Here is an 18,579-nt window from a genome sequence, read left to right on the forward strand (position 1 = left end):
CGTGATCCCCGAACCCGCTCTCGACCTGCCCGGCTTCGATCCCGCCCGCGCCGCGGCCTACCGCAGCGCCGGTCTGTGGGGGGAGCGCTCCGTCGGCGACGAGCTGCGCGCGAGCGCCCGCCGCTTCCCCGACCGTGCCGCCCTGCTCGCGCCCGGCACCCGGCTCACCTACCGCGAGCTCGACGAGCGCACCGACGCGTTCGCCGCCGGCCTGCTCGTCGCCGCCGGCCTGCGCCCCGGCGACCGCATGATGTTCTCCGCGGGCAACGTCCCCGAGACCGTCGTCGCCTACTACGGCGCGGTCAAGGCCGGCGTCCTGCCGGTCTGCACGCTGCCCCAGCACGGGCGGCGCGAGATCGGGCTGCTCGCCGCGCACACCGGGGCGCGCGCCCACCTCGTGCAGGCCGACTTCCCCGGCCAGGACCTCGGCGCGCTCGCCGCGGACGTCGGCCTCGAGGTCGTCGTCGCCCTGCGCGGGCCGATCGACGGCGCCCTCGGCCACGACGACCTGATCGCCGCGGGGTCCACGCCCGATGCACGCGCCGCGCTGGACGCGCTGCGGATCGACCCCGACGACGTCGTCGCGTTCCAGCTCTCCGGCGGCACGACCGGCCTGCCCAAGGTGGCGCCACGGCGGCACCGCGAGTACGTCCACAACGCCGCGTCCTGGGCCGGCGCCCTCGGGATCGGCGAGACCTCGGTGGTGCTGCACGCACTCCCGATCATGCACAACGCCGGGATCGTCGCGGCCATGCAGCCGGCGCACCTCGCCGGTGCCGCGTTCGTGCTCGCCCCGACAGCCGACGCCGCCACGATCGTCGCCACGGTGCGCCGCGAGGGCGTCACCTGCATCCCGCTCTCGCCGCCCGCGGTGGTCATCCGGCTGCTCGACCACGCCGCCGCCACCGGGGAGGACCTGCGCGGGGTCGAGCGGATGTACGTGGGCGGCCAGAAGCTGCCACTCGAGGTCGCCGTCCGGATCGAGCCGGAGCTGGGCGTGCGGTGCACCCAGATGTTCGGCATGGCCGAGGGGATGTTCCTCGCGACGCCGCCGGACGCGCCGGAGTGGGTGCGGCTGCACACCGTGGGCGCACCGGTCTCCCCGGGTGACGAGGTGCGGGTGCTGGAGATCGGCGGCGACGGCGAGGTGCCCGACGGCGAGCTCGGCGAGCTGGCCTGCCGCGGCCCGTACACGATCCCCGGCTACTACCGGGCGCCGGCGCACAACGCGGCAACGTTCACGCCGGACGGGTTCTACCGCACCGGCGACCTCGCGGTGCGCCACCACGTCGGCGGGCGGGCCTACTACTCCATCGAGGGCCGGATCAAGGACGTCATCAACCGGGGCGCGGAGAAGATCCACGCCGAGGAGGTCGAGGAGATCATCGTGCGGCACCCGGATGTGCACACCGCCGCCCTGGTGGCGATGCCCGACCCAGTGCTCGGGGAGCGTGCCTGCGCGTTCCTCATCCTGGAGCCCGGCGCGGCCCCGCCGACGGTCGCCGGGATCGGGGAGTTCCTGCGCGGGCAGGGCCTGGCCAAGTACAAGTGGCCGGAGCGGCTGGAGATCGTCGACGAGCTCCCGCTCACCAGCGTGGGCAAGGTGTCGAAGAAGGAGCTGCGGGAGCGGCTCGCCAGGCCGACCGCCGGGGTCGGGTCATGAGCGTGCGCAGCATCGCGGTCGTCGGAGGTGGGCCCGGCGGCCTGTACGCGGCCCGGCTGCTGCGGCTCGCCGACCCGGGTCTCGAGGTCGTGGTCCACGAGCAGGGGCTGCCGGAGACGACGTTCGGGTTCGGCGTCGCGCTCGGGGCGCGCACCCAGCGCAACCTCGAGGCCGCCGACCCCGACACCCTCGCAGACATCCTCGCGGCGGCCCGGCCGCACGACATGAGCATGCGGGTCGGCGACGCCGTCGCGCGCGTGCCCGGCGGCAGGCTCGTCGCCATCGCCCGTACCGAGCTGCTCGCCGTGCTCACCCGCCACGCCGAGAAGGCGGGCGTCGACGTGCGCCACGGCGCGCGCGTCGACGCCGACGACCTGGACGCGGACCTCGTCGTCCTCGCCGACGGCGTCAGCAGCGCGGGCCGGGGCGCAGGAGCGGCGGGGTTCGGGGCGCGGGTCGAGGTCGGCGGCGGGCTCTACCTGTGGGCGGCCGCCCCCTTCGCGCTCGACGAGGCCCTCTTCGCGCCCGCGACCACCGAACACGGGACGTTCGTCGCCCACGCCTACCCGTACGCGCCGGACCGGAGCACCTTCCTCGTGGAGGTCGACGAGGGCACGTGGCGCCGCGCCGGCTTCGACCGCACGACCGACGCCACCCCCGCGGACGGCTCCGACGAAGCGGCGCTGGCCTACCTGTCCGAGGCGTTCCGCGACCGGCTGGGCGGCCACCCGCTGCTCGGCAACCGCACGCGCTGGCTGCGCTTCCGCACCGTCACCTGCGAACGCTGGTGGCACGGCAACCGGGTGCTCCTCGGCGACGCCGCGCACACCGCGCACTACTCGATCGGCTCCGGCACCAAGCTCGCGATGGAGGACGCCATCGCCCTGTCCCGCGCGGTGACCGAGGAGATCGACCGCGACACGGCGCTCGCCCGCTACCAGGGCGAGCGCAAGCCTGCGGTGGAGCGCATGCAGGAGCTGGCGCGCCGCAGCCAGCGGTGGTGGGACGCGTTCCCGGCCCGCGCGCACCTGCCGGTGGAGCAGCTCACGGTCGCCTACATGAGCCGGGCCGGCAACGTCTCGCTCGAGCGGTTCGCCGCCAGCACCCCCGACGTCGTCCGGGCGGGCCTCGCCCAGTACGCCGGGGTGCCGGAGGCCGCCGTCGACCTCGACGCCCCGGTGGCGTGGGTGACCGCGCAGCCCCTCGACGGGCACCCGTGCCGGATCGTCACACGCGCGGCCTTCGCCGACGGCGCGCTGGTCGACGTCGACGACCCGGGCGACGCCTGGGGCCCGGCCGCCGATGCGCTCGTCGGGCGGGTGGCGTCCGAGGGGCGCACCGTCTGGCTCAGCGGGCGGGCCGAGCGGCCGGCCCTGCTGACCCGGCTCGAGCTGGCCGAGCGGCTGCGGCTCGCCGGCGTACGCGTCGTCGTCGCGGGTCCGGCAGGGCTGCTGCCCGATCTGGCGGCGGGCCTGGCGTCCGGGCGCACCGACCTGATCGCCCTGGAGGCGGGAGCATGACCCACCACCGGATCGGGCTGGTCGTGCCCAGCTCGAACGTCACGGTCGAGACCGAGATGCCGCGGCTGCTCGCCCGGCACCCGAGCGCGACGTTCTCGTTCCACTCCAGCCGGATGCGGATGCACACCGTCTCGGCCGAGGAGCTGCGCGCGATGAACGCCCAGCGCGGGCGCTGCGTCGACGAGGTCGGCGACGCCGGCGTCGACGCGATCCTCTACGCGTGCCTGGTCGCGTTGATGGCCCAGGGCACCGGCGAGCACGTCCGCACCGAGGCGGCCGTGCGGGAGCAGCTCGCCGCCCGGGGCGCGGAGCCGCTCGTCGTCTCCAGCGCGGGCGCGCTCGTCACGGCGCTGCGGGCGCTGGGGGCCCGCCGCATCGGGCTCGTCATGCCCTACCTCGCGCCGATCGCCCGGCTGGTCGTGGACTACCTGAGCGCCGATGACCTCGACGTCGTGGCCTGGACGGCGCTCGAGGTCGCCGACAACGCGGAGGTCGGCTGCATCCCCGGCGACCGCGTGCGGGCGGCCGCGCGCGGGCTCGACCTCACCGGCGCCGACGCGCTCGTGATCTCGGCCTGCGTGCAGATGCCCTCGCTCGACCTCGTCACCGAGGCCGAGGCCGAGCTGGGCCTGCCGGTGCTCTCCGCCGCCACCGCAGGCGCGTTCACCCTGCTCGACGGGCTCGGGCTGCCCGTCGAACTCCCGGGCGCCGGCCGGTTGCTGACGCCCGTGACCGTCTAGAGAGGAACCACGATGGAGCACCTCGTCCGCGGCGTCGACCACGCCGCCTTCCCCACCTTCGACCCGGCCGCGACCGTGCGGTTCTACCGCGACGTGCTGGGCTTCCCGGTCGTCCATTCGATCTGCGCCGCAGGCTGGGGCCGCGAGCAGCACCCGGACTTCATCCACTTCTTCTTCGACATCGGCGGCGGTGACCGGATCGCCTTCTTCTACTACTTCGGGCTGGAGCCGGTGCACGACCAGCCGCAGGGCGACGCCTACGCCGGGTTCGGCGCCGACGTCCCCGGCTGGTTCGTCGACTCCCGCCACCTCGCCGTCCACGTCGACAGCGAGGAGCACCTGATGGAGTACCGGCGCCGCCTCGACGCCAGCGACTGGCCGGTGGAGATGCAGGTCCAGCACGAGACGATCGAGTCGATCTACACGCACGACCCCAACGGCTACATGGTCGAGATCACCCGCGCCCTGCGGCCGGTGACCCCGCAGGAGGACCTCGACGCCGAGCTGACCATCGAGGCGCTCGTCGAGGTCGCGTCCGGACCGGAGCCGACGCTCGGGAAGCTGCTCACCCGCAAGGCCGAGCTCATCGTCGAGCGCGCCGCCGCATGGGAGGAGGGGGTGCGCTCGTGACCACGCTCTACGTGCTCGACGTGCCGGAGAACACCGCCGTGCCGAAGGTGGCGGCGGAGGACCCCGCGGTCACCGTGGACCGGGTCGGGCCATACTTCGCGATCAGCGCGCCCGGCACCATCGTCGTCGACCGGCGCGCCACGGGGTGCCGGCACGCCGTCTGGTACAGCTGCGTCGCCGGCCTCGGCGGGGCGCGGATCATCCAGCACGACAAGGACGCCCTGCGCGTCGAGCCGGCATGACCCGCGCCGACGACCGGCTCGGCGCGGGGCGGCACGTCCGGGGCGAACCGGCCCCCCACGCCACCCGGACCGAGCTCGTCCAGCTGGGCACCGCCGACGGCGCCACGGTGACCGGGACCCTGCGGACGGTGCCAGGCGCGACCACGGTCGTCTGCATCATGCACCCGCGTCAGGACCAGACCCACCACCCGCTGGTGCCGGCCCTGCTGCACGCCGGGTGCGCGGTGTGGACGCAGACCTCCCGCTCACCGAACAACGACATCGCGCTGGTGCACGAGCAGACCCTGCTCGACGTCGCCGCCGGGCTGGCCCACCTGCGGGACGTCGGGTTCGCGCACGTGGTCACGCTCGGCCACTCCGGCGGCGGTGCGCTCTACGCCTACTACCACGAGCAGGCCGGGCTCCCGCCGAGGCAGCGCACCGCGACCACACCCGCCGGCCGCCCGACCGGGCTGCCCGACGCCGACCTGCCGCAGCCGGACGCGGCGCTCTTCCTCGCGCCGCACCCCGGGCCGGGACGCCTGCTGATGTCGTGCATCGACCCCTCCGTGGCCGACGAGGACGATCCGCTGTCGCGGGTGCCCGAGCTCGACGCGTTCGACCCCGCCAACGGCTTCGCCGACCCCCCGGGCAGTTCGGCCTACACCGGGGAGTTCCTGGAGCACTACCGGGCGGCGCAGCGCGCGCGGGTCGCCCGCATCGACGCCCGCGCCCGGGAGCTCGCCGCCGAGGCCGCCGCCGCGCGCGACCGGGCACGCAGCTCCGGTGATCCGCGCGACCGGCGCACCGCGCTGTCTCCCCGGCTGATCACCGTCCACCGCACGGACGCCGACCCGCGCACCGTCGACCTGTCCCTCGACCCGAACGAGCGCCCCTACGGATCCCTGTTCGGCCGCCGCCCCGACCTCACCAACTACGGGCTGGTCGGCTTCGGCCGCATCACGACGCCGGACGCCTGGCTCTCGACCTGGTCGGGCCTGTCGTCCCGCGCCGACTTCGTCCGGTGCGTGCACGGGGTGCGCGTCCCGACGCTCCACCTCGACCTCAGCGGCGACCAGGCCGCCTTCCCGTCCGACTCCCGGGCCATGCACGAGGCCTACGGCGCCGTCGACCTCACCTGCGAGGTGGTGCGCGGCACCCACTTCGGTGGGCCGATCGGCCCCGGCGAGCCGCCGGGCTACCGGCTGGCCGGCGACCGGATCGGCAGGTGGCTGGCCGACCGGTTCGACCTCGCGCCGCCGCGCGCGTAGCCGGCTGCGGTGACCACATCGCCGATCAAGGGGAAATGGTCGTCAGATGATCTTCGGGAGCGACCATCTGCCCTTGATCGCCGCGGTAGGAGCGGGCCGGACGGCCGCGGCGCGACTGCGAAGGGGCCTTTGCGGCACGTGCCAGGTGGGCGTCCTCCAGGGCGAGGTCGACCACCTCGACGCAGCCCTAACCAAGGCCGAGCGCGAGGCCGGCACCGTGGTGCTCACCTGCTGCTCCCGGTCCCGCGGCGACCGTCTGATCCTCGATCTCCGACCCGGCCGCGCGTACCGTTGACCTGCACCGCGGCCTGTTCCTGCTCAGGCCCTGGCCGTGTCGCCGAGCCCGGTGGCGGTCTGTTCGAGCAGAACGTCGGTCGTGTGCTGGATGTGCCCGGCGAGGACGGCGGCGCCCGCGTCGGAGTCGTGCGCCAGGACGGCCTCGAGCATCGCGCGGTGCTCGCCGGCGACGTCGCGGTTCTCGTGTCCCAGCGGCACCGACCACCGGCGGTAGAGCTCCGCGGAGTCCCGCAGGGACGCGGCGACGGCGAGCAGGCGCGGGTTCGGGCAGCCGGACAGCAACGCGAGGTGGAAGGCGCCGTGGGCGGCCGCCCACTCGTCGCTGACGCGGTCCGGGTCGTCGGCCGCCATCGGCGGGGTGCGCTCCAGCCGGTGGTGTGCGGCGAGGACGTTCGACTCCCACCCGACGCCGCCGTGAGCGAAGGCCTGGCGCAGCACCAGGGTCTCGATCGCGCACCGGGCCTCGGTGAGATGGCGCAGGTCCTCGACCGACACGGGCACGACGCGGAAGCCGTACTGGGGCTGGGACTCGGCCAGGCGGGCGGGTCCTGCTGAAGATCGACTGGTCCGGTTCCGGACCCTCCGGGTGGCCCACGTGGACGACGCCTACCTGCCCCATCTCGCCGACGCCGGCGTCGCGGCCGTGATCGTCCGGCCCGACTTCTACGTCTACGGCGGCGTGCCCGATCTCGCGGACCTGCCCCGGCTGGTGGCAGACCTGTGCAGCGACCTCACCCTCGTACCGGTACCCACGCTCACCTGACCAGGCCCCGTCCGGGTGTGGGGTGTGGCCCGGGTCACTGTTGTCCGCAACGCGGCGTGAGCGACGCCTCTGATCACGTTCAGATCTCGTAGATTCTTTTCGGAATCAGCTTCTGATCAATTTGCTGGATGCGCTGGGCAAACGCGTGGACGACGACTCGCGAAAGTGCCGTTTCGTGATTCTGCTCACCCCACTGCGAATTTGACTCGCGCTGCGGACCAGCACGTACGGTCGTTGCCGTCGGTGTCAGGGCGTCCAACACATGCCCCGAACCACCCTCCCCCGAATCGCCCCCGCAGTGATGGAGAAATCTGAAGAATGGCTCCCCGCCTACGCACGTCCGTAACCAAGAACCTTGTTCGTCTCGCCGTTTCCGGTGCCATTGCGGTCAGTGTTCCGCTCGCGATGACCGGTACCGCCAATGCCGCCCCGGACAGCGTCTGGGACAAGCTCGCCAAGTGCGAGAGCAGCGGCAACTGGGCGACGAACACCGGTAACGGCTTCTCCGGTGGCCTGCAGTTCACGCCGCAGACTTGGAGGGCCTTCGGCGGTAAGGGTCAGCCGCACCAGGCCAGCCGCGCCGAGCAGATCGCCGTCGCCGAGCGCGTTCTCCAGGGCCAGGGCTGGGGTGCGTGGCCTGCGTGCTCGCGCAAGCTCGGCCTGCGCTGATCGCGCGCCACCAGCGACCCGACCGGCACGTCCACGCCCAGCGTGGAAGTGCGGATCCCGTTCGCCCCTGCGCAACCTCGCCGACCTGCTGCGCACGCTCGACGGCGACGAACAGGCGGCGCTGCTCACCGCCGCGAGCCGATGCTGTCCCGGACGCGCCCGCCGAACACTTCTCCGCTCGTCCCGGGCACGTCAGCGTCGCGTCCGAGCCGTCCCGGCCGTCCTAGCGGGCCGGCTCGCGCGCAGCTGCTGCCCCCGCCGGGGCCACGAAGACCTTGTCGACGTCGCCGCGTCGCTGCGCGGCGAGCGCCTCGTCGAACTCGTGGAGGCCGTGGAAGGCGGTCGAGAGGCGGTCGAGACCCAGGCGGGGTAGCAGCGCGACGGCCCGCTGGTGGGTCCACGGGTTGATGACCGAACCCAGGAGCGTGAGCTCCCGGCTGAAGAGGTCGTGCGGGCGCACGGCGGCGACGTCGTGCGGGGATGCGACGCCGAACTCCAGCACCCGGCCGCCGCGGCGCGCCAGCGTGATCGCCTGCTCGAGCACGGCGGACGAGCCCACCGCGTCGACGACCGCCGGGTAGCCCTCGCCGCCCGTGAGGTCGACGGCCGCGCGCACCTGGTCGGGGTCGCGCGGGTCGATCGCCACGTCGGCGCCCATGCGCAGCGCCAGGTCGCGGCGGCCCTCGCGGGTGTCCGCGGCGACGATCGGGGTTGCGCCGAGCAGGCGGCCCAGCGCGGCGAGGACGGCGCCTGCCGGACCGGAGCCCAGCACGAGCAGGGCCTCCCCGGCCACGATGCCGAGGCGATCGACCGCGTGGATGCAGCACGCCACCGGCTCGCAGAGGGCGCCGACCCACGGGACGGTGTCCGGTGGCAGGACGTAGGCGATGCGCGCCGGCACCACCATGGACTCGGCCATGCCGCCGTCCAGGTGAACGCCGTAGCCGCGCTTGCCGGCGCACAGGTGCTCCTGGCCGGCCCGGCACCACGTGCACGCGGTGCAGTAGCGGTGGGGCTCGACCGTGACGAGGTCGCCGACGCGGGGAGCATTCGCCTCGTCGAGTCCGGCACCGACCTCGACGACACGGCCGCAGACCTCGTGGCCGAGCACCACGCCCGGCTCCGCGGGGAACGAGCCGGCGACGATGTGGGCGTCCGTACCGCAGACGCCGACCGCGAGCGGCCGGAGTCGGACCTCGTCCGGCGCGAGGGCCCGCTCCGCGGCCTCGTCGAGCCGGATGTCGCCGGGGCCGTGGAAGCGCAGCGACCGGCTGCGGACCCGGGTGTCAGGCGTGGGCACGCAGCAGCTCCCTCAGCCGGGCGATGTGGTGGCGGGCCGCCGCCTCGCTGGCGTCCGAGTCGCCGGAGGCCAGGGCCTCGAAGATCCGGCGGTGGTCGGCGACGGCCTGGACCATCCCGCCGCTGACGCTGGTCGAGCGCATCGCGACCATCACCTGGCCCTGGATCTCCTCGAGCATCCGAGCGAGCACCGGACTGCCTGCGATCCGGCGGATCTCGCGGTGGAAGGCGGCGTCCACCTCGATGTGGCGCGTGAAGTCCCCGGCGGCGGCGATCTCGTCGTGCTCGGCGAGCAGGTCGCGCAGCCTGCGCCGCACGGAGGGGGTGAACCCGGCGGTGGCGAGACGGGCCGCCATCCCTTCCAGGGCCTCGCGCGCGTCGTAGAGGCTGATGAGGTGCTCGCGGCTCATCAGCCGTACGACCGCGCCGCGGTTGAACGTCTCCTCGGCGAGCCCTTCACGGACGAGCTGCAGGACCGCGTCGCGCAAGGGGCTGCGGCTCACGCCGAGCTCGCGGGCGATCGCCGGCACCGACAGCCGTGACCCCGGGGGCAGCGCGCCGGTGAGGATGCGGTCGCGCAGGAGTCGGTGCACGCGCTCCCCCACGCGCTCGTTGCCGTCGAGGAGCAGGGGCTCGCCGGGCTGCTCGGTCACGCCGACGACCTCCCGGTGGCCGTGAGGGGTTCATCGCGGAGGGACGCGTCGCGGAAGACGTCGACGAAATGGCGGTACCGGGCGGCCACCGTCGCCACGGCAGCCGGGTGGTCGGTCTCGCCGGCCAGCAGCCCGCGCACGGCGTCCCACCAGATGCTGCGGCCCACCGCGAATCCCGCGAACCCGCTGCGGGCCGCGCGGGTCAGCCAGTCGTCGACCCGAGCCGCCGGGGCGCCGGCGCCGAGCAGCAGGCAGGTGGCGTCGTGCGCCGCGGCGAGCGCCACGGCGTCGGCGTAGGCCTGCTGCGGGCCGAGGCTCTCCAGCTTCCAGACGTCGACGGGGACGTCGGCGACGATCTCCTCCATGGCCCGCAGGGTCAGACCGGGCCGGATCTCCTCGACCCAGCCGGCCGATTCCCGCTGCTGCGGGGTGGGCGGGACCAGCAGCTCGAACAGGAACCGCGAGCTCGCGTCGTGGGCCGCCCGCGCCGTGGCCGCGAGGCGGCGGCGCTGCAGCGCGTTCGCGTCGGCGTCGCCGTCGGGGTTGTAGCGGACGAGCACCTTGGCGAGGTCCGGGGCGTGGTGGGCGAGGTAGGCGGCGACGTCGGCGGGCGCGTCCTCGTAGACGTCGAGGCCCGCCCGCTCCAGCGGCATGCTGACGGTGACGCCGGCGGCCCGGGCCCGTTCGGCGACCCCCGGCCCGAGCTCGTCGTCGACGAGCAGGCCCGCGGCCTCGCGCGGAACGCCGCCGTCCACCGCGGCGAGGAGCCCGTCGAGCACGACGTGCTTGGCGCGGGTGGCTGCGGCCCGCTGGTCCGGGGTTGCGGTGCCGGTGTGCCCCCACAGGGCCTGGGTGAGCCACGGCCGCTGGTCGACGGCGAGGACGAACAGGTGCGGTGCGCTCATGCCGGGGCTCCCGAGACGATGTAGGGCTTCAGCAGGTCGCCGGCCACGAACTCCTCGAAGGCCTGGGCGAGTTCGGGCAGGGTGACCGGGTGCGCGAGGACGTCGCGCAACGCCGGGCCGCAGCGGCGCAGCAGGTCCCAATTGCCCTCCACCTCCGCGAGCGGGAAGTAGAACGACCGGACGGTGAAGCAGTCGGTGCGCCGCCACCGCGGCGTCGCCGGCATCGTGTACGGGTCGTTCGACTCGCCGAGCGCGAGGACGGCGCCGCCGGGCACGACGACGCGCTGGGCGACCGCCCGGGCGGGAGCGGCGCCGCTGACCTCCACCGTGACGTCGTACTGGTTCTCCGACTCCAGGTCGACCCGGGTGCCCGCGCCGAGGCGTTCGGCGAGCGCGAGGCGTCCCGGGTGCGGGTCGTGGGCGTCGACGGCCTCGACGCCCATGGCCCGGGCCACGGCCACGACCCCCAGGCCCAGCGGGCCGCACCCGACGACGAGCAGGCGCCGCGGGGGCTCGTCCTGCGTGCGCAGGGCGAGCCGGAGGCCGTGCGCGGCCGTGCCCACGGTGTCCAGGCCGAGCACCGCGACGTCCTGACCGATGTCGTCGGGCACCGGCAACGCGCAGCGCTCGGGGACGTCGACGACGTCGGCGAACCCGCCGTCGCGCTGCCAGCCGATGAGCTCGCGCAGCCGCAGGCACCGGTTGGTCTGGCCCCGCAGGCACTGGTCGCACGCGCCGCAGAAGATCGGGATGTAGACGATGCAGCGGGTACCGACGGGCAGCGAGGTGCCGTCGCCCGTCGCCACGACCGTCCCGGCGATCTCGTGCCCGGGAACGACCGCGGATCCGCCGGCGAGGAGCCGCTTGTCGGACCCGCAGAGCGCGCAGACGTCGACGCGCAACCGCACCTCGCCCGGTGCGACCTCTCGCAGGTCGTCGACGGTGAAGTCGATGACCGCCTCGCCGCGGAACCGGGCGGCGCGCCGGTTCGCCGGGGCCGTCACTTGACCGCCCCGCCGGTGAGCCCGCGCACGAGCCAGCGCTGCGCGAAGACGGTGAGCAGGAGCGCCGGCAGCGAGATGAGCGTGCTGGCCGCCATGAGACCTCCGTAGTCGCTCGAGCCCTGCCCGATGAAGTTGAACGCGATCACGGGCAGCGGCAGCGTGTCCGCGTTCGCCAGGGCGAGGGCGAACAGGAAGTAGTTCCAGGAGAAGACGAACGAGAGCGTCACGGCGACCGAGAGACCGGGCAGGGCCAGCGGCACGACGACGTGCCGGAAGCGCTGCCACACCGTGCAGCCGTCGAGCATCGCCGCCTCCTCGAGGCTGAGGGGGATGTCCTCGAAGAACGGCACCAGCAGCCAGATGCACAGCGGCAGCGTGATGATCAGGTGCGCCGCGATCAGCAGGGCGAAGTTCAGGCCGTTGTTCGACGGCGCCCCGACCTGCACCGACAGGATGAACAGGGGCAGCACGAACAGGACCCCGGGTGCCATCCGCGCGAGCAGCATGAGGAAGCCGATGCTCGCCGCGCCCCGCCGCACGATGACGTACGCCGCCGGCACGCCGAGCGCGAGGCCGAGCAACGTCGACCCGCCGGCGACGATGAAGCTGTTGCGGATGTAGTAGTAGAAGACGAACCGGTCGAACAGGTTGGTGAAGTTCTCCAGCGTCAGCGGTGTGGCGATGGTGAAGATCGAGCCGGTGATGTCGACGTTGCGCCGGAACGCCGACCACAGCATGAACAGGACGGGCCCGAAGAACACCAGCGCGGCGAGCAGGTACAGCGCGTACACCTGCACGAGCCGCCGCCGGCTCGCGGTGGTGGCCTCAGCGGTCACTGTTCCTCCTCCGGCGCCAGAGGGTGAACCCGCCGGCCATGATCACGACGAGAAGCAGCAGGCTCAGCTGGAGCGCGGCGGCGTAGCTCGCCTCCTGGTCGATGAACGCGGCGCGGTACCCGTACACGTTGAGGGTGTTGGTGGCGTCCACCGGTCCGCCCTGGGTCATGATGTAGACGGTGTCGAAGAACCGCACGAGGTCCACCGTGCGCAGCAGCATCGCCACCGAGATGACGGGCATGAGCAGCGGCAACCCGACGTGCCGCGCCTTGCGCCACCCGGATGCCCCGTCGATGGACGCCGCCTCGAACGGCTCGGCCGGCAGCGAGCGGATGCCCGCGGCGATGATCAGCGCCATGAACGGCGTCCACTGCCACACGTCGACGATCGCGATCGACCAGAGGGCGATGTCCGGGTCGCCCAGCCACACCACGGGGTCGAGCCCGACGGCGGTGAGGATCTGGTTCGCCGCGCCGAGGGTGGGGTCGTAGATGAGCATCCAGACCAGGGCCACCGCCACCGACGCCGTGATCGCCGGGATCAGCATGAGGCCCTGGAAGACCTTGCGCCCCGGGACGTCGATGCTCAGCAGGTAGCCGAGCGCGATGCCGAGCACGGTCTCCACGAGGAGGCAGACGACGAAGAGCACGAGCGTGACCCGCACCGAGTTCCAGAACTCCGGCGACTGCACCATGCGGGCGAAGTTGTCCAGGCCGACGAAACCGGCGTTGGTCCCGTCCCGGCGGCGGTCGGACAGCGACAGCCAGACGGTGTAGAGGACGGGGAGGACGACGAGGGCCACCGTGACGGCCATCGCCGGCGCCAGCAGCGGCCAGACGCCCCGCGCCACGGGGGTCGCCCCGTCGCCCCGGCGGCGCCGGGACGGCGAGGGAGCGGGTGGTGGAGCGGCCGGCGGGGCGGCCGCCCGCGTGCGGGTGGTCACGGCGGTCATCCGCCCGCCAGCTGGGACGCCAGGCCGGTCTGGATCTCCGCGGCGGCCTGCTCCGGGGTCGCCTCCCCGAGGATGGCCTTGCCGACGGCATCGCCGATGGTCTTGCGCATGGCCGGGGCGTTGGCGCCGACGGGCCCCACCTCGACGTTGCCGTTCTCCTGCAGGTCGGCCACGGCGGCGCGCCACTGCTGGTGCGTCGGGGTGTTGCGCGCGTCGGTGTAGGCCGGGTCCTCGGCGACGGACTTCCGCGGCGGCGCGATGTCGGCCTTCGCCAGCTCCAGCTGCGTCTCGGGGCTGGTGGCCCACTGCATGAACCGCCACGCGGCGTCCTTGTTCTGCGAGAACGGCGACATCGCGATGCCCCAGGACAGCACGGTGGGTGCCGGGCCTGCGCTGCCGGCCGGGACTCCGGCGACGCCGACGTGCTCGGCGACCGTGGAGCTGCCCGGGTCGATGACGCTGTTGAGCTCGTTGCTGGACTCCAGCTCCATCGCGGCCTTGCCCTGCGCGAAGAGCGTGGAGGACTCGGTGAAGGAGTAGTTGATGACACCGGGCGGGCCGTACTCGCGGGCCAGGGTGGCGTACTGGTCGATCGCCTCGGCGGCCCGCGGGTCGTCGAAGGTCGGCAACCCCTGCTCGTCGGTCCATTCCAGGCCTGCGCCGTGGAAGAAGGGACCGAAGGTGAACGGCAGCGCCGCGGAGGAGCCGCGCAGCGTGATGGGCGTGACGTCCGCGGTGCGGCTCTTGACGGCCGCCGCCGTGGCCATGAGCTCGTCCACCGTCTTCGGCGGGGTGAGACCCCACTGCTCGAACAGGTCCGTCCGGTAGTACAGGACCGGGCCCTCGACGTTGATGGGCAGCGCGTACGTGGTGCCGTCGACCTTCATGCCCTCGATGGCGCCGCGGCTGAAGTCGGCGGCCTCGTACTCCGCGGGCGCCTTCGCGAGGTGGTCGTCGAGGGGCTCGTAGTAGCCGGACGACGCGAAGACCGGGCCCTCGCGCGACGGCAGGGTCATGTAGACGTCCATCGCCGCGCTGCGGGACTGCAGGTTGAGCTGGATCTTGTCGCGCGTCTGCTGCTCGGCGAAGGTCTGCACGTTCACCGTGATGCCGGACTCCTGCTCGAACCGGTCGATGAGCGGCTCGATCCCGCGCTGCCACGGGTGGTTCGACATCACCAGGTTGATCGCGTTGCCGCCACCGGAGGCGGCGTCGGTGGGGTTGCCGCACGCGGGTAGGGCCAGAGCGGCGGCGGCGAGGACACCGCCGAGGATGCGTGTCCGGGTTCTCATATCGCCTCCAGGGCGGTTGCGGCAGTGCAGGCTGCCTGGGGGGTGGTGACGAGGGGCGCGAGCCAGGTGTGGAAGTCCCCGAGGTCGGCCGGGTCGCGGTGCCTCCAGCGCTCCGGAACGGTGCGGACCCGCGACGCCACATCGGCGAGCGGGACGAGCGGGTGGTGCGCGCGGTAGCCGGGCCCGGGCCGGCGCTGCAGGCCGACCATCGTCGCCGTCGGCGCGGACCGGTCGAGCAGCGTGCGGGCCGCCAGCCGGCCCACCTCCACCGCCTCGGCGGCGTCGCTCGCGCTGACCAGGTGCGACGCGCAGCGCTGCGCCACACCGAGCACCTCGCCGCGGGCGGGCAGGCCGAGCCGGGTGGTGACGAGCTCGGCGAGGCGGCGGGCGACCCCGCCGACCAGCAACGTGGTGTGGTTGGCCGCGTGGACGGGCGCGGCGGTGAGGTCGGCGGCCGTGCCCTCGCTCACGACGACGAGCGCGCGGCCCCGCCCCGCCACGAGGCCTGCGACGTCGGCGAGGAACTCCTCGACGTCGAAGCCGAGCTCGGGCAGGTGCACGCGGTGCACGACGTGCTCGTCGTCACCCGGGACGGGCAGCGTGGCGGCGAGCGCGAGCCATCCGGTGGCCCGGCCCATCGTCTCCACGATCCGGACCGGCTCGATCGTCGCCATCGCGCGGTGGTCGCGGGCGATGTCCTGCACGACCGTCGACACGTACCGGGCCGCGGACGCGTAGCCCGGGGCGTGGTCGACGCCGTCGAGGTCGTTGTCGATCGTCTTCGGCACGCCTGCGGTGCGCAGTGGCAGCCCGCGCTCGGCGGCCCGCCGGGCGACGGCGTCGAGCAGCGCCATGGTGCCGTTGCCGCCGATGAGGCAGAGCCCCTCGACCCCGCGCTCGGCGAGGCCGGAGACGATGACGTCGACGTCCTCGGGCGTCGTCGCCCGGCGTCCTCCACCGAGCCATGAGCCTCCGCGCTCGACCTCGTCCGCCGGCATCCCGCCGGGCGGCAGCGGATCGAGCGCCGCGCGTACCAGGGCGTCCGGACCTCCTCGGGCGAGGAGCACCTCGTGCCCCGCGGCTCGGGAGAGGAAGCCGGCGACGCTGCGGTTGACGACCGCCGTCGGAGCGCCGGTCTGCCCGATGACGAGCCGCATCACGACACCGCCGCACCGACGACCGCGGTGGTGCGCCACGCCTGGAACGCTTCGAGGCCCTGCGGGCCGCCCTCGTAGCCGGTGCCGGAGAGCCCGAGCCCACCGAAAGGCGCCCCCGGGTAGTTGGGCGTGCCGGTGTTGATGCCGACGATCCCCGCGCGCAGCCGCCGGGAGACGTCCCGCGCGGCCTCGACGTCGGTGCCGCAGACGTAGCCGGCCAGCCCGTAGCCGGTGGCCCGGTGCTGCGCGACGGCCTCGTCGAGATCGTCGTAGGTGCTCACGGCCGCGAGGGGCCCGAACACCTCGTCACGGGACGCCGCCGCGGAGGCGGGGACGTCGACGACGACCGTCGGGGCGAACCAGTGGCCGTTCTCGGGCGCGGACGCCCGGGTGCCGGCCACGCGCGCCCCGGCGGCGACGGCGTCGTCGACGAGCGCGGCCAGCCGCGCGGGGTCGCCCGCGGGGGCGAGCGGCCCGACGTCGGTGGCGGCGTCGAGCGGGTCGCCGACGACGAGCCGCTCGGTCGCGGCGACGAACGCGTCGACGAACGTCTCGGCCACCTCGCGGGCGACGAACACCTGGTTCGCGGCGATGCAGGACTGGCCGTTGTTGCGGTACTTCGCGACCAGCAGCGTCTGCACCGCGTGCTCGACGTCGGCGTCGGGGAGCACGATGAAGGGCGCGCAGCCGCCGAGCTCGAGCACGGTGCGCAGGAAGCGGGGTGCCGCCGCGGCGGCGACGAGCCGACCGACCCAGGTGGAGCCGGTGAAGGAGACGACCTGCACGTCCGGGTGGGCGAGCCACGGGTCCACGACGTCGGCAGGCTCGCCGAGCACCGTGTTCACCGTGCCCGCCGGCACGTGCCGGTCGAGCAGGGCGGCGAGGACCATCGACGACAGCGGTGCCACCTCGGACGGCTTGAAGAGCACCGGGCACCCCGCGGCGAGCGCCGGGGCGATCTTGCGGGCGGGGATGGACACCGGGAAGTTCCACGGCGTCAACACCGCCGCCACGCCGAGCGGGCGCGGCTCGACGTGGTGCACGGCCCCGGGGACGGCGCGCAGGACCCGCTCCTGCTGCTCGTCGAGGAGATCGGCCATGACGCGGAAGTAGACGGCCGACAGCCCCAGCTCGGCACGGGCCTCGGCGAGCCGCTTGCCGGTCTCGCGGGTGACGAGCGTGGGCCAGCCGTCGGTTGCGGACGCGGCGTCGAGCTCGTCGGCGACGGCGCGCAGTGCGGCGGCGCGCTCGACGGCGGGCGTGGCGGACCAGTCCGGCAGTGCCCGGGCGGCGGCCTCGGCGGCGTCGTGGGCGTCCTGCCGCCCGCCGATCGCCACCTCGGTCCAAGGCCGGCCGTCGACCGGCGCGACGAGGGCCCGACGCGACGACGTCGCGCGGCGACGGCCCGCGACGACGACCGACGTCGAGTCCGCCAGGACCTTCTCGACGATCGCGTCGGTGCTGCTCACCACGGCGGTCACAGGGCTTCCTCCAGGTCGGCGATGGCGTCGAGGTCGAAGTCGACGCCGAGTCCGGGACGGTCGGGGACGCGGACGGTCCCGTGGTCGGTCAGCAGGTGGTCGACGGCCTCGCGCAGCCGGTTGCCGCGGACGTCCCACTCCACCGCCGTGGTCGCCGCGACGGCGGCGGCGACCTGCAGGGTGGCGGCGGTGGCGACGGCGCCGTTGTAGAGGTGCGGGTTGACCGTCGTGCCCGTCGGCGCGGCGAGCGCGGCGACCTTCAGGTACTCGGTCGGGCCGCCGACCTTCGACAGGTCGGGCTGGACGATGTCCACGGATCCCTGCTCCAGGTAGGGCGCGAACGCGGAGGCACCGTAGAGGTTCTCGCCGGTGGCCAGCGCGAGCCCGCCCCGGCGGCGCAGCGTCGCGAGCTCGCCGGGGTCGTCGCCGGCCAGCGGTTCCTCCAGCCACTCGACGCCCTCGTCCCGCAGCGCGGGGACGATGGCGAGGGCCTCGTCGAGCGACCAGGCCTGGTTCACGTCGCCGTAGAGCCGGACGCCGTCGCCGAGGACGCAGCGGGCCGTGCGGACGTTGTCCAGGTCCCGGTCGCGCCCGAAGCCGAGCTTGACCTTCACCGCCGTGTGTCCGGCCACCGCGCAACGCTCCGCGGTGGCGGCGACGTCGTCCGGGCCGAGGCTGGAGGCGTAGACGGGCAGCTCACGCGGCCGTCCTGGCCCGGCCAGCAGGACGGCGAGCGGCATGCCCGCGTGCCGGGCGGCCAGATCCCACAAGGCGGTGTCGAGGCCGCTGACGGCCTGGTGCACCGGGCCCGGCGCACCCCACTGCCGACCCAACGGCCGCAGGGCGGCCATGAGCAGCTCGTGCGCCTCGACCGGCGTCGCGGGGGTGCGGCCCACGAGGAGTGGCGCGATCCCCTCCACGACGGTGGCCGCCCGCTCGCGCCAGGCCCATGACGGGTAGTTCACCCACGTCTCGCCGACGCCGCGGCTGCCGTCTGCGAGCTGCACCTCGACCACCGCCATCACGCGATGGCCCATGGGACCGAAGGACATCGCCACCCCGTCGAGGACCGGGCTGCGGAACACCCGCAGCCGGACGGCGGCGACGGGCGACGCCGGCAGCGGGGGCGTCTGGGGCCTCGCACCCGGCGCCCTCAGCAATTGTTCGGAAGTGAACATTGCATGCAGTCTGGGTGGGCTCGCCGATGATGTCAAGGGGACCGGGAG

20 protein-coding genes are annotated in these 18,579 nt (G+C 74.1%); 9 read left to right on the forward strand and 11 right to left on the reverse strand.

Annotation, left to right across the window (positions count from 1 at the left end; translation table 11 throughout):
• The first annotated feature begins 1 nt into the window (after position 1).
• Genes FHX44_RS05265 through FHX44_RS05295 form a run of 7 tightly spaced genes read left to right on the forward strand, consistent with a single transcriptional unit; the run spans position 2 to position 6,340 of the window.
• Positions 2 to 1,663, forward strand: coding sequence for a (2,3-dihydroxybenzoyl)adenylate synthase (locus FHX44_RS05265; RefSeq protein ID WP_246170220.1), 1,662 nt, complete (start codon positions 2 to 4; stop codon positions 1,661 to 1,663).
• Complete coding sequence (locus FHX44_RS05270; RefSeq protein WP_147254425.1) at positions 1,660 to 3,183, forward strand: FAD-dependent monooxygenase; 1,524 nt, start codon at positions 1,660 to 1,662, stop codon at positions 3,181 to 3,183. The genes FHX44_RS05265 and FHX44_RS05270 overlap by 4 nt, the downstream gene beginning before the upstream one ends.
• Positions 3,180 to 3,923, forward strand: a complete 744-nt coding sequence (locus FHX44_RS05275; protein ID WP_147254426.1) for a maleate cis-trans isomerase family protein — start codon at positions 3,180 to 3,182, stop codon at positions 3,921 to 3,923. Before FHX44_RS05270 ends, FHX44_RS05275 begins: the two co-directional genes overlap by 4 nt.
• Before the next feature lie 12 nt (positions 3,924 to 3,935).
• Positions 3,936 to 4,553 (forward strand): VOC family protein, encoded by a 618-nt coding sequence (locus tag FHX44_RS05280; protein ID WP_147254427.1) that lies wholly within the window; start codon positions 3,936 to 3,938, stop codon positions 4,551 to 4,553.
• Positions 4,550 to 4,795, forward strand: coding sequence for a hypothetical protein (locus FHX44_RS05285; protein ID WP_147254428.1), 246 nt, complete (start codon positions 4,550 to 4,552; stop codon positions 4,793 to 4,795). Before FHX44_RS05280 ends, FHX44_RS05285 begins: the two co-directional genes overlap by 4 nt.
• Complete coding sequence (locus FHX44_RS05290; RefSeq protein ID WP_147254429.1) at positions 4,792 to 6,045, forward strand: alpha/beta fold hydrolase; 1,254 nt, start codon at positions 4,792 to 4,794, stop codon at positions 6,043 to 6,045. Before FHX44_RS05285 ends, FHX44_RS05290 begins: the two co-directional genes overlap by 4 nt.
• A gap of 46 nt (positions 6,046 to 6,091) precedes the next feature.
• The gene (locus tag FHX44_RS05295) at positions 6,092 to 6,340 is read left to right on the forward strand and encodes a 2Fe-2S iron-sulfur cluster-binding protein (RefSeq protein ID WP_147254430.1); all 249 of its coding nucleotides are present in this window, start codon (positions 6,092 to 6,094) and stop codon (positions 6,338 to 6,340) included.
• Between the two features lie 23 nt (positions 6,341 to 6,363).
• On the opposite strand, the gene FHX44_RS05300 is transcribed toward FHX44_RS05295, so the two are convergent.
• Positions 6,364 to 6,837, reverse strand: a complete 474-nt coding sequence (locus tag FHX44_RS05300; RefSeq protein ID WP_212612341.1) for a GntR family transcriptional regulator — start codon at positions 6,835 to 6,837, stop codon at positions 6,364 to 6,366.
• 100 nt (positions 6,838 to 6,937) lie between these two features.
• Here FHX44_RS05300 and FHX44_RS41960 point away from each other — a divergent pair, with 100 nt between their 5' ends.
• Together FHX44_RS41960 and FHX44_RS05305 are read left to right on the forward strand one after the other, a co-directional pair.
• Positions 6,938 to 7,105 carry a hypothetical protein gene (locus FHX44_RS41960; RefSeq protein ID WP_170308782.1) on the forward strand — a complete coding sequence of 56 codons (168 nt, stop codon included), beginning with the start codon at positions 6,938 to 6,940 and terminating at the stop codon, positions 7,103 to 7,105.
• Between the two features lie 318 nt (positions 7,106 to 7,423).
• A complete protein-coding gene (locus FHX44_RS05305) occupies positions 7,424 to 7,774 on the forward strand; it encodes a transglycosylase family protein (RefSeq protein ID WP_147254432.1) in 351 nt (116 codons plus the stop codon).
• 223 nt (positions 7,775 to 7,997) lie between these two features.
• On the opposite strand, the gene FHX44_RS05310 is transcribed toward FHX44_RS05305, so the two are convergent.
• Genes FHX44_RS05310 through FHX44_RS05355 form a run of 10 tightly spaced genes read right to left on the reverse strand, consistent with a single transcriptional unit; the run spans position 7,998 to position 18,531 of the window.
• The gene (locus FHX44_RS05310) at positions 7,998 to 9,074 is read right to left on the reverse strand and encodes an alcohol dehydrogenase catalytic domain-containing protein (protein ID WP_147254433.1); all 1,077 of its coding nucleotides are present in this window, start codon (positions 9,072 to 9,074) and stop codon (positions 7,998 to 8,000) included.
• Complete coding sequence (locus FHX44_RS05315; protein WP_147254434.1) at positions 9,061 to 9,726, reverse strand: GntR family transcriptional regulator; 666 nt, start codon at positions 9,724 to 9,726, stop codon at positions 9,061 to 9,063. The genes FHX44_RS05310 and FHX44_RS05315 overlap by 14 nt, the downstream gene beginning before the upstream one ends.
• Complete coding sequence (locus tag FHX44_RS05320; RefSeq protein ID WP_147254435.1) at positions 9,723 to 10,631, reverse strand: 2-deoxy-5-keto-D-gluconate 6-phosphate aldolase domain-containing protein; 909 nt, start codon at positions 10,629 to 10,631, stop codon at positions 9,723 to 9,725. Before FHX44_RS05320 ends, FHX44_RS05315 begins: the two co-directional genes overlap by 4 nt.
• On the reverse strand, positions 10,628 to 11,635 hold the full coding sequence (locus tag FHX44_RS05325) for an alcohol dehydrogenase catalytic domain-containing protein (protein ID WP_170308783.1): 1,008 nt from the start codon (positions 11,633 to 11,635) through the stop codon (positions 10,628 to 10,630). The genes FHX44_RS05320 and FHX44_RS05325 overlap by 4 nt, the downstream gene beginning before the upstream one ends.
• On the reverse strand, positions 11,632 to 12,471 hold the full coding sequence (locus FHX44_RS05330) for a carbohydrate ABC transporter permease (protein WP_147254437.1): 840 nt from the start codon (positions 12,469 to 12,471) through the stop codon (positions 11,632 to 11,634). The genes FHX44_RS05325 and FHX44_RS05330 overlap by 4 nt, the downstream gene beginning before the upstream one ends.
• On the reverse strand, positions 12,461 to 13,414 hold the full coding sequence (locus FHX44_RS05335; RefSeq protein ID WP_170308784.1) for a carbohydrate ABC transporter permease: 954 nt from the start codon (positions 13,412 to 13,414) through the stop codon (positions 12,461 to 12,463). The genes FHX44_RS05330 and FHX44_RS05335 overlap by 11 nt, the downstream gene beginning before the upstream one ends.
• 5 nt (positions 13,415 to 13,419) lie before the next feature.
• Entirely contained in the window at positions 13,420 to 14,715 is a 1,296-nt protein-coding gene (locus tag FHX44_RS05340) for an ABC transporter substrate-binding protein (RefSeq protein WP_147254439.1), read from the reverse strand.
• A complete protein-coding gene (locus FHX44_RS05345) occupies positions 14,712 to 15,872 on the reverse strand; it encodes a 6-phosphofructokinase (RefSeq protein WP_147254440.1) in 1,161 nt (386 codons plus the stop codon). Before FHX44_RS05345 ends, FHX44_RS05340 begins: the two co-directional genes overlap by 4 nt.
• A complete protein-coding gene (locus tag FHX44_RS05350) occupies positions 15,872 to 17,353 on the reverse strand; it encodes an aldehyde dehydrogenase family protein (protein ID WP_170308785.1) in 1,482 nt (493 codons plus the stop codon). The genes FHX44_RS05345 and FHX44_RS05350 overlap by 1 nt, the downstream gene beginning before the upstream one ends.
• Positions 17,350 to 18,531: a mandelate racemase/muconate lactonizing enzyme family protein gene (locus FHX44_RS05355; protein WP_147254442.1), complete on the reverse strand. Its 1,182-nt coding sequence runs from the start codon at positions 18,529 to 18,531 to the stop codon at positions 17,350 to 17,352. Before FHX44_RS05355 ends, FHX44_RS05350 begins: the two co-directional genes overlap by 4 nt.
• Between the last annotated feature and the right edge of the window lie 48 nt (positions 18,532 to 18,579).

Origin of the sequence: Pseudonocardia hierapolitana, from assembly GCF_007994075.1 — a bacterium.
Lineage (GTDB): Bacteria > Actinomycetota > Actinomycetes > Mycobacteriales > Pseudonocardiaceae > Pseudonocardia > Pseudonocardia hierapolitana.

What these genes read in the sequence shown, in the direction of transcription:
- FHX44_RS05270 (WP_147254425.1), top strand. Translation starts at nt 1,660, where the DNA reads ATGAGCGTGCGCAGCATCGCGGTCGTCGGAGGTGGGCCCGGCGGCCTG.
- FHX44_RS05275 (WP_147254426.1), top strand. Translation starts at nt 3,180, where the DNA reads ATGACCCACCACCGGATCGGGCTGGTCGTGCCCAGCTCGAACGTCACG.
- FHX44_RS05280 (WP_147254427.1), top strand. Translation starts at nt 3,936, where the DNA reads ATGGAGCACCTCGTCCGCGGCGTCGACCACGCCGCCTTCCCCACCTTC.
- FHX44_RS05290 (WP_147254429.1), top strand. Translation starts at nt 4,792, where the DNA reads ATGACCCGCGCCGACGACCGGCTCGGCGCGGGGCGGCACGTCCGGGGC.
- FHX44_RS05295 (WP_147254430.1), top strand. Translation starts at nt 6,092, where the DNA reads ATGATCTTCGGGAGCGACCATCTGCCCTTGATCGCCGCGGTAGGAGCG.
- FHX44_RS05305 (WP_147254432.1), top strand. Translation starts at nt 7,424, where the DNA reads ATGGCTCCCCGCCTACGCACGTCCGTAACCAAGAACCTTGTTCGTCTC.
- FHX44_RS05320 (WP_147254435.1), bottom strand. Translation starts at nt 10,631, where the DNA reads ATGAGCGCACCGCACCTGTTCGTCCTCGCCGTCGACCAGCGGCCGTGG.
- FHX44_RS05340 (WP_147254439.1), bottom strand. Translation starts at nt 14,715, where the DNA reads ATGAGAACCCGGACACGCATCCTCGGCGGTGTCCTCGCCGCCGCCGCT.
- FHX44_RS05345 (WP_147254440.1), bottom strand. Translation starts at nt 15,872, where the DNA reads ATGCGGCTCGTCATCGGGCAGACCGGCGCTCCGACGGCGGTCGTCAAC.
- FHX44_RS05355 (WP_147254442.1), bottom strand. Translation starts at nt 18,531, where the DNA reads ATGTTCACTTCCGAACAATTGCTGAGGGCGCCGGGTGCGAGGCCCCAG.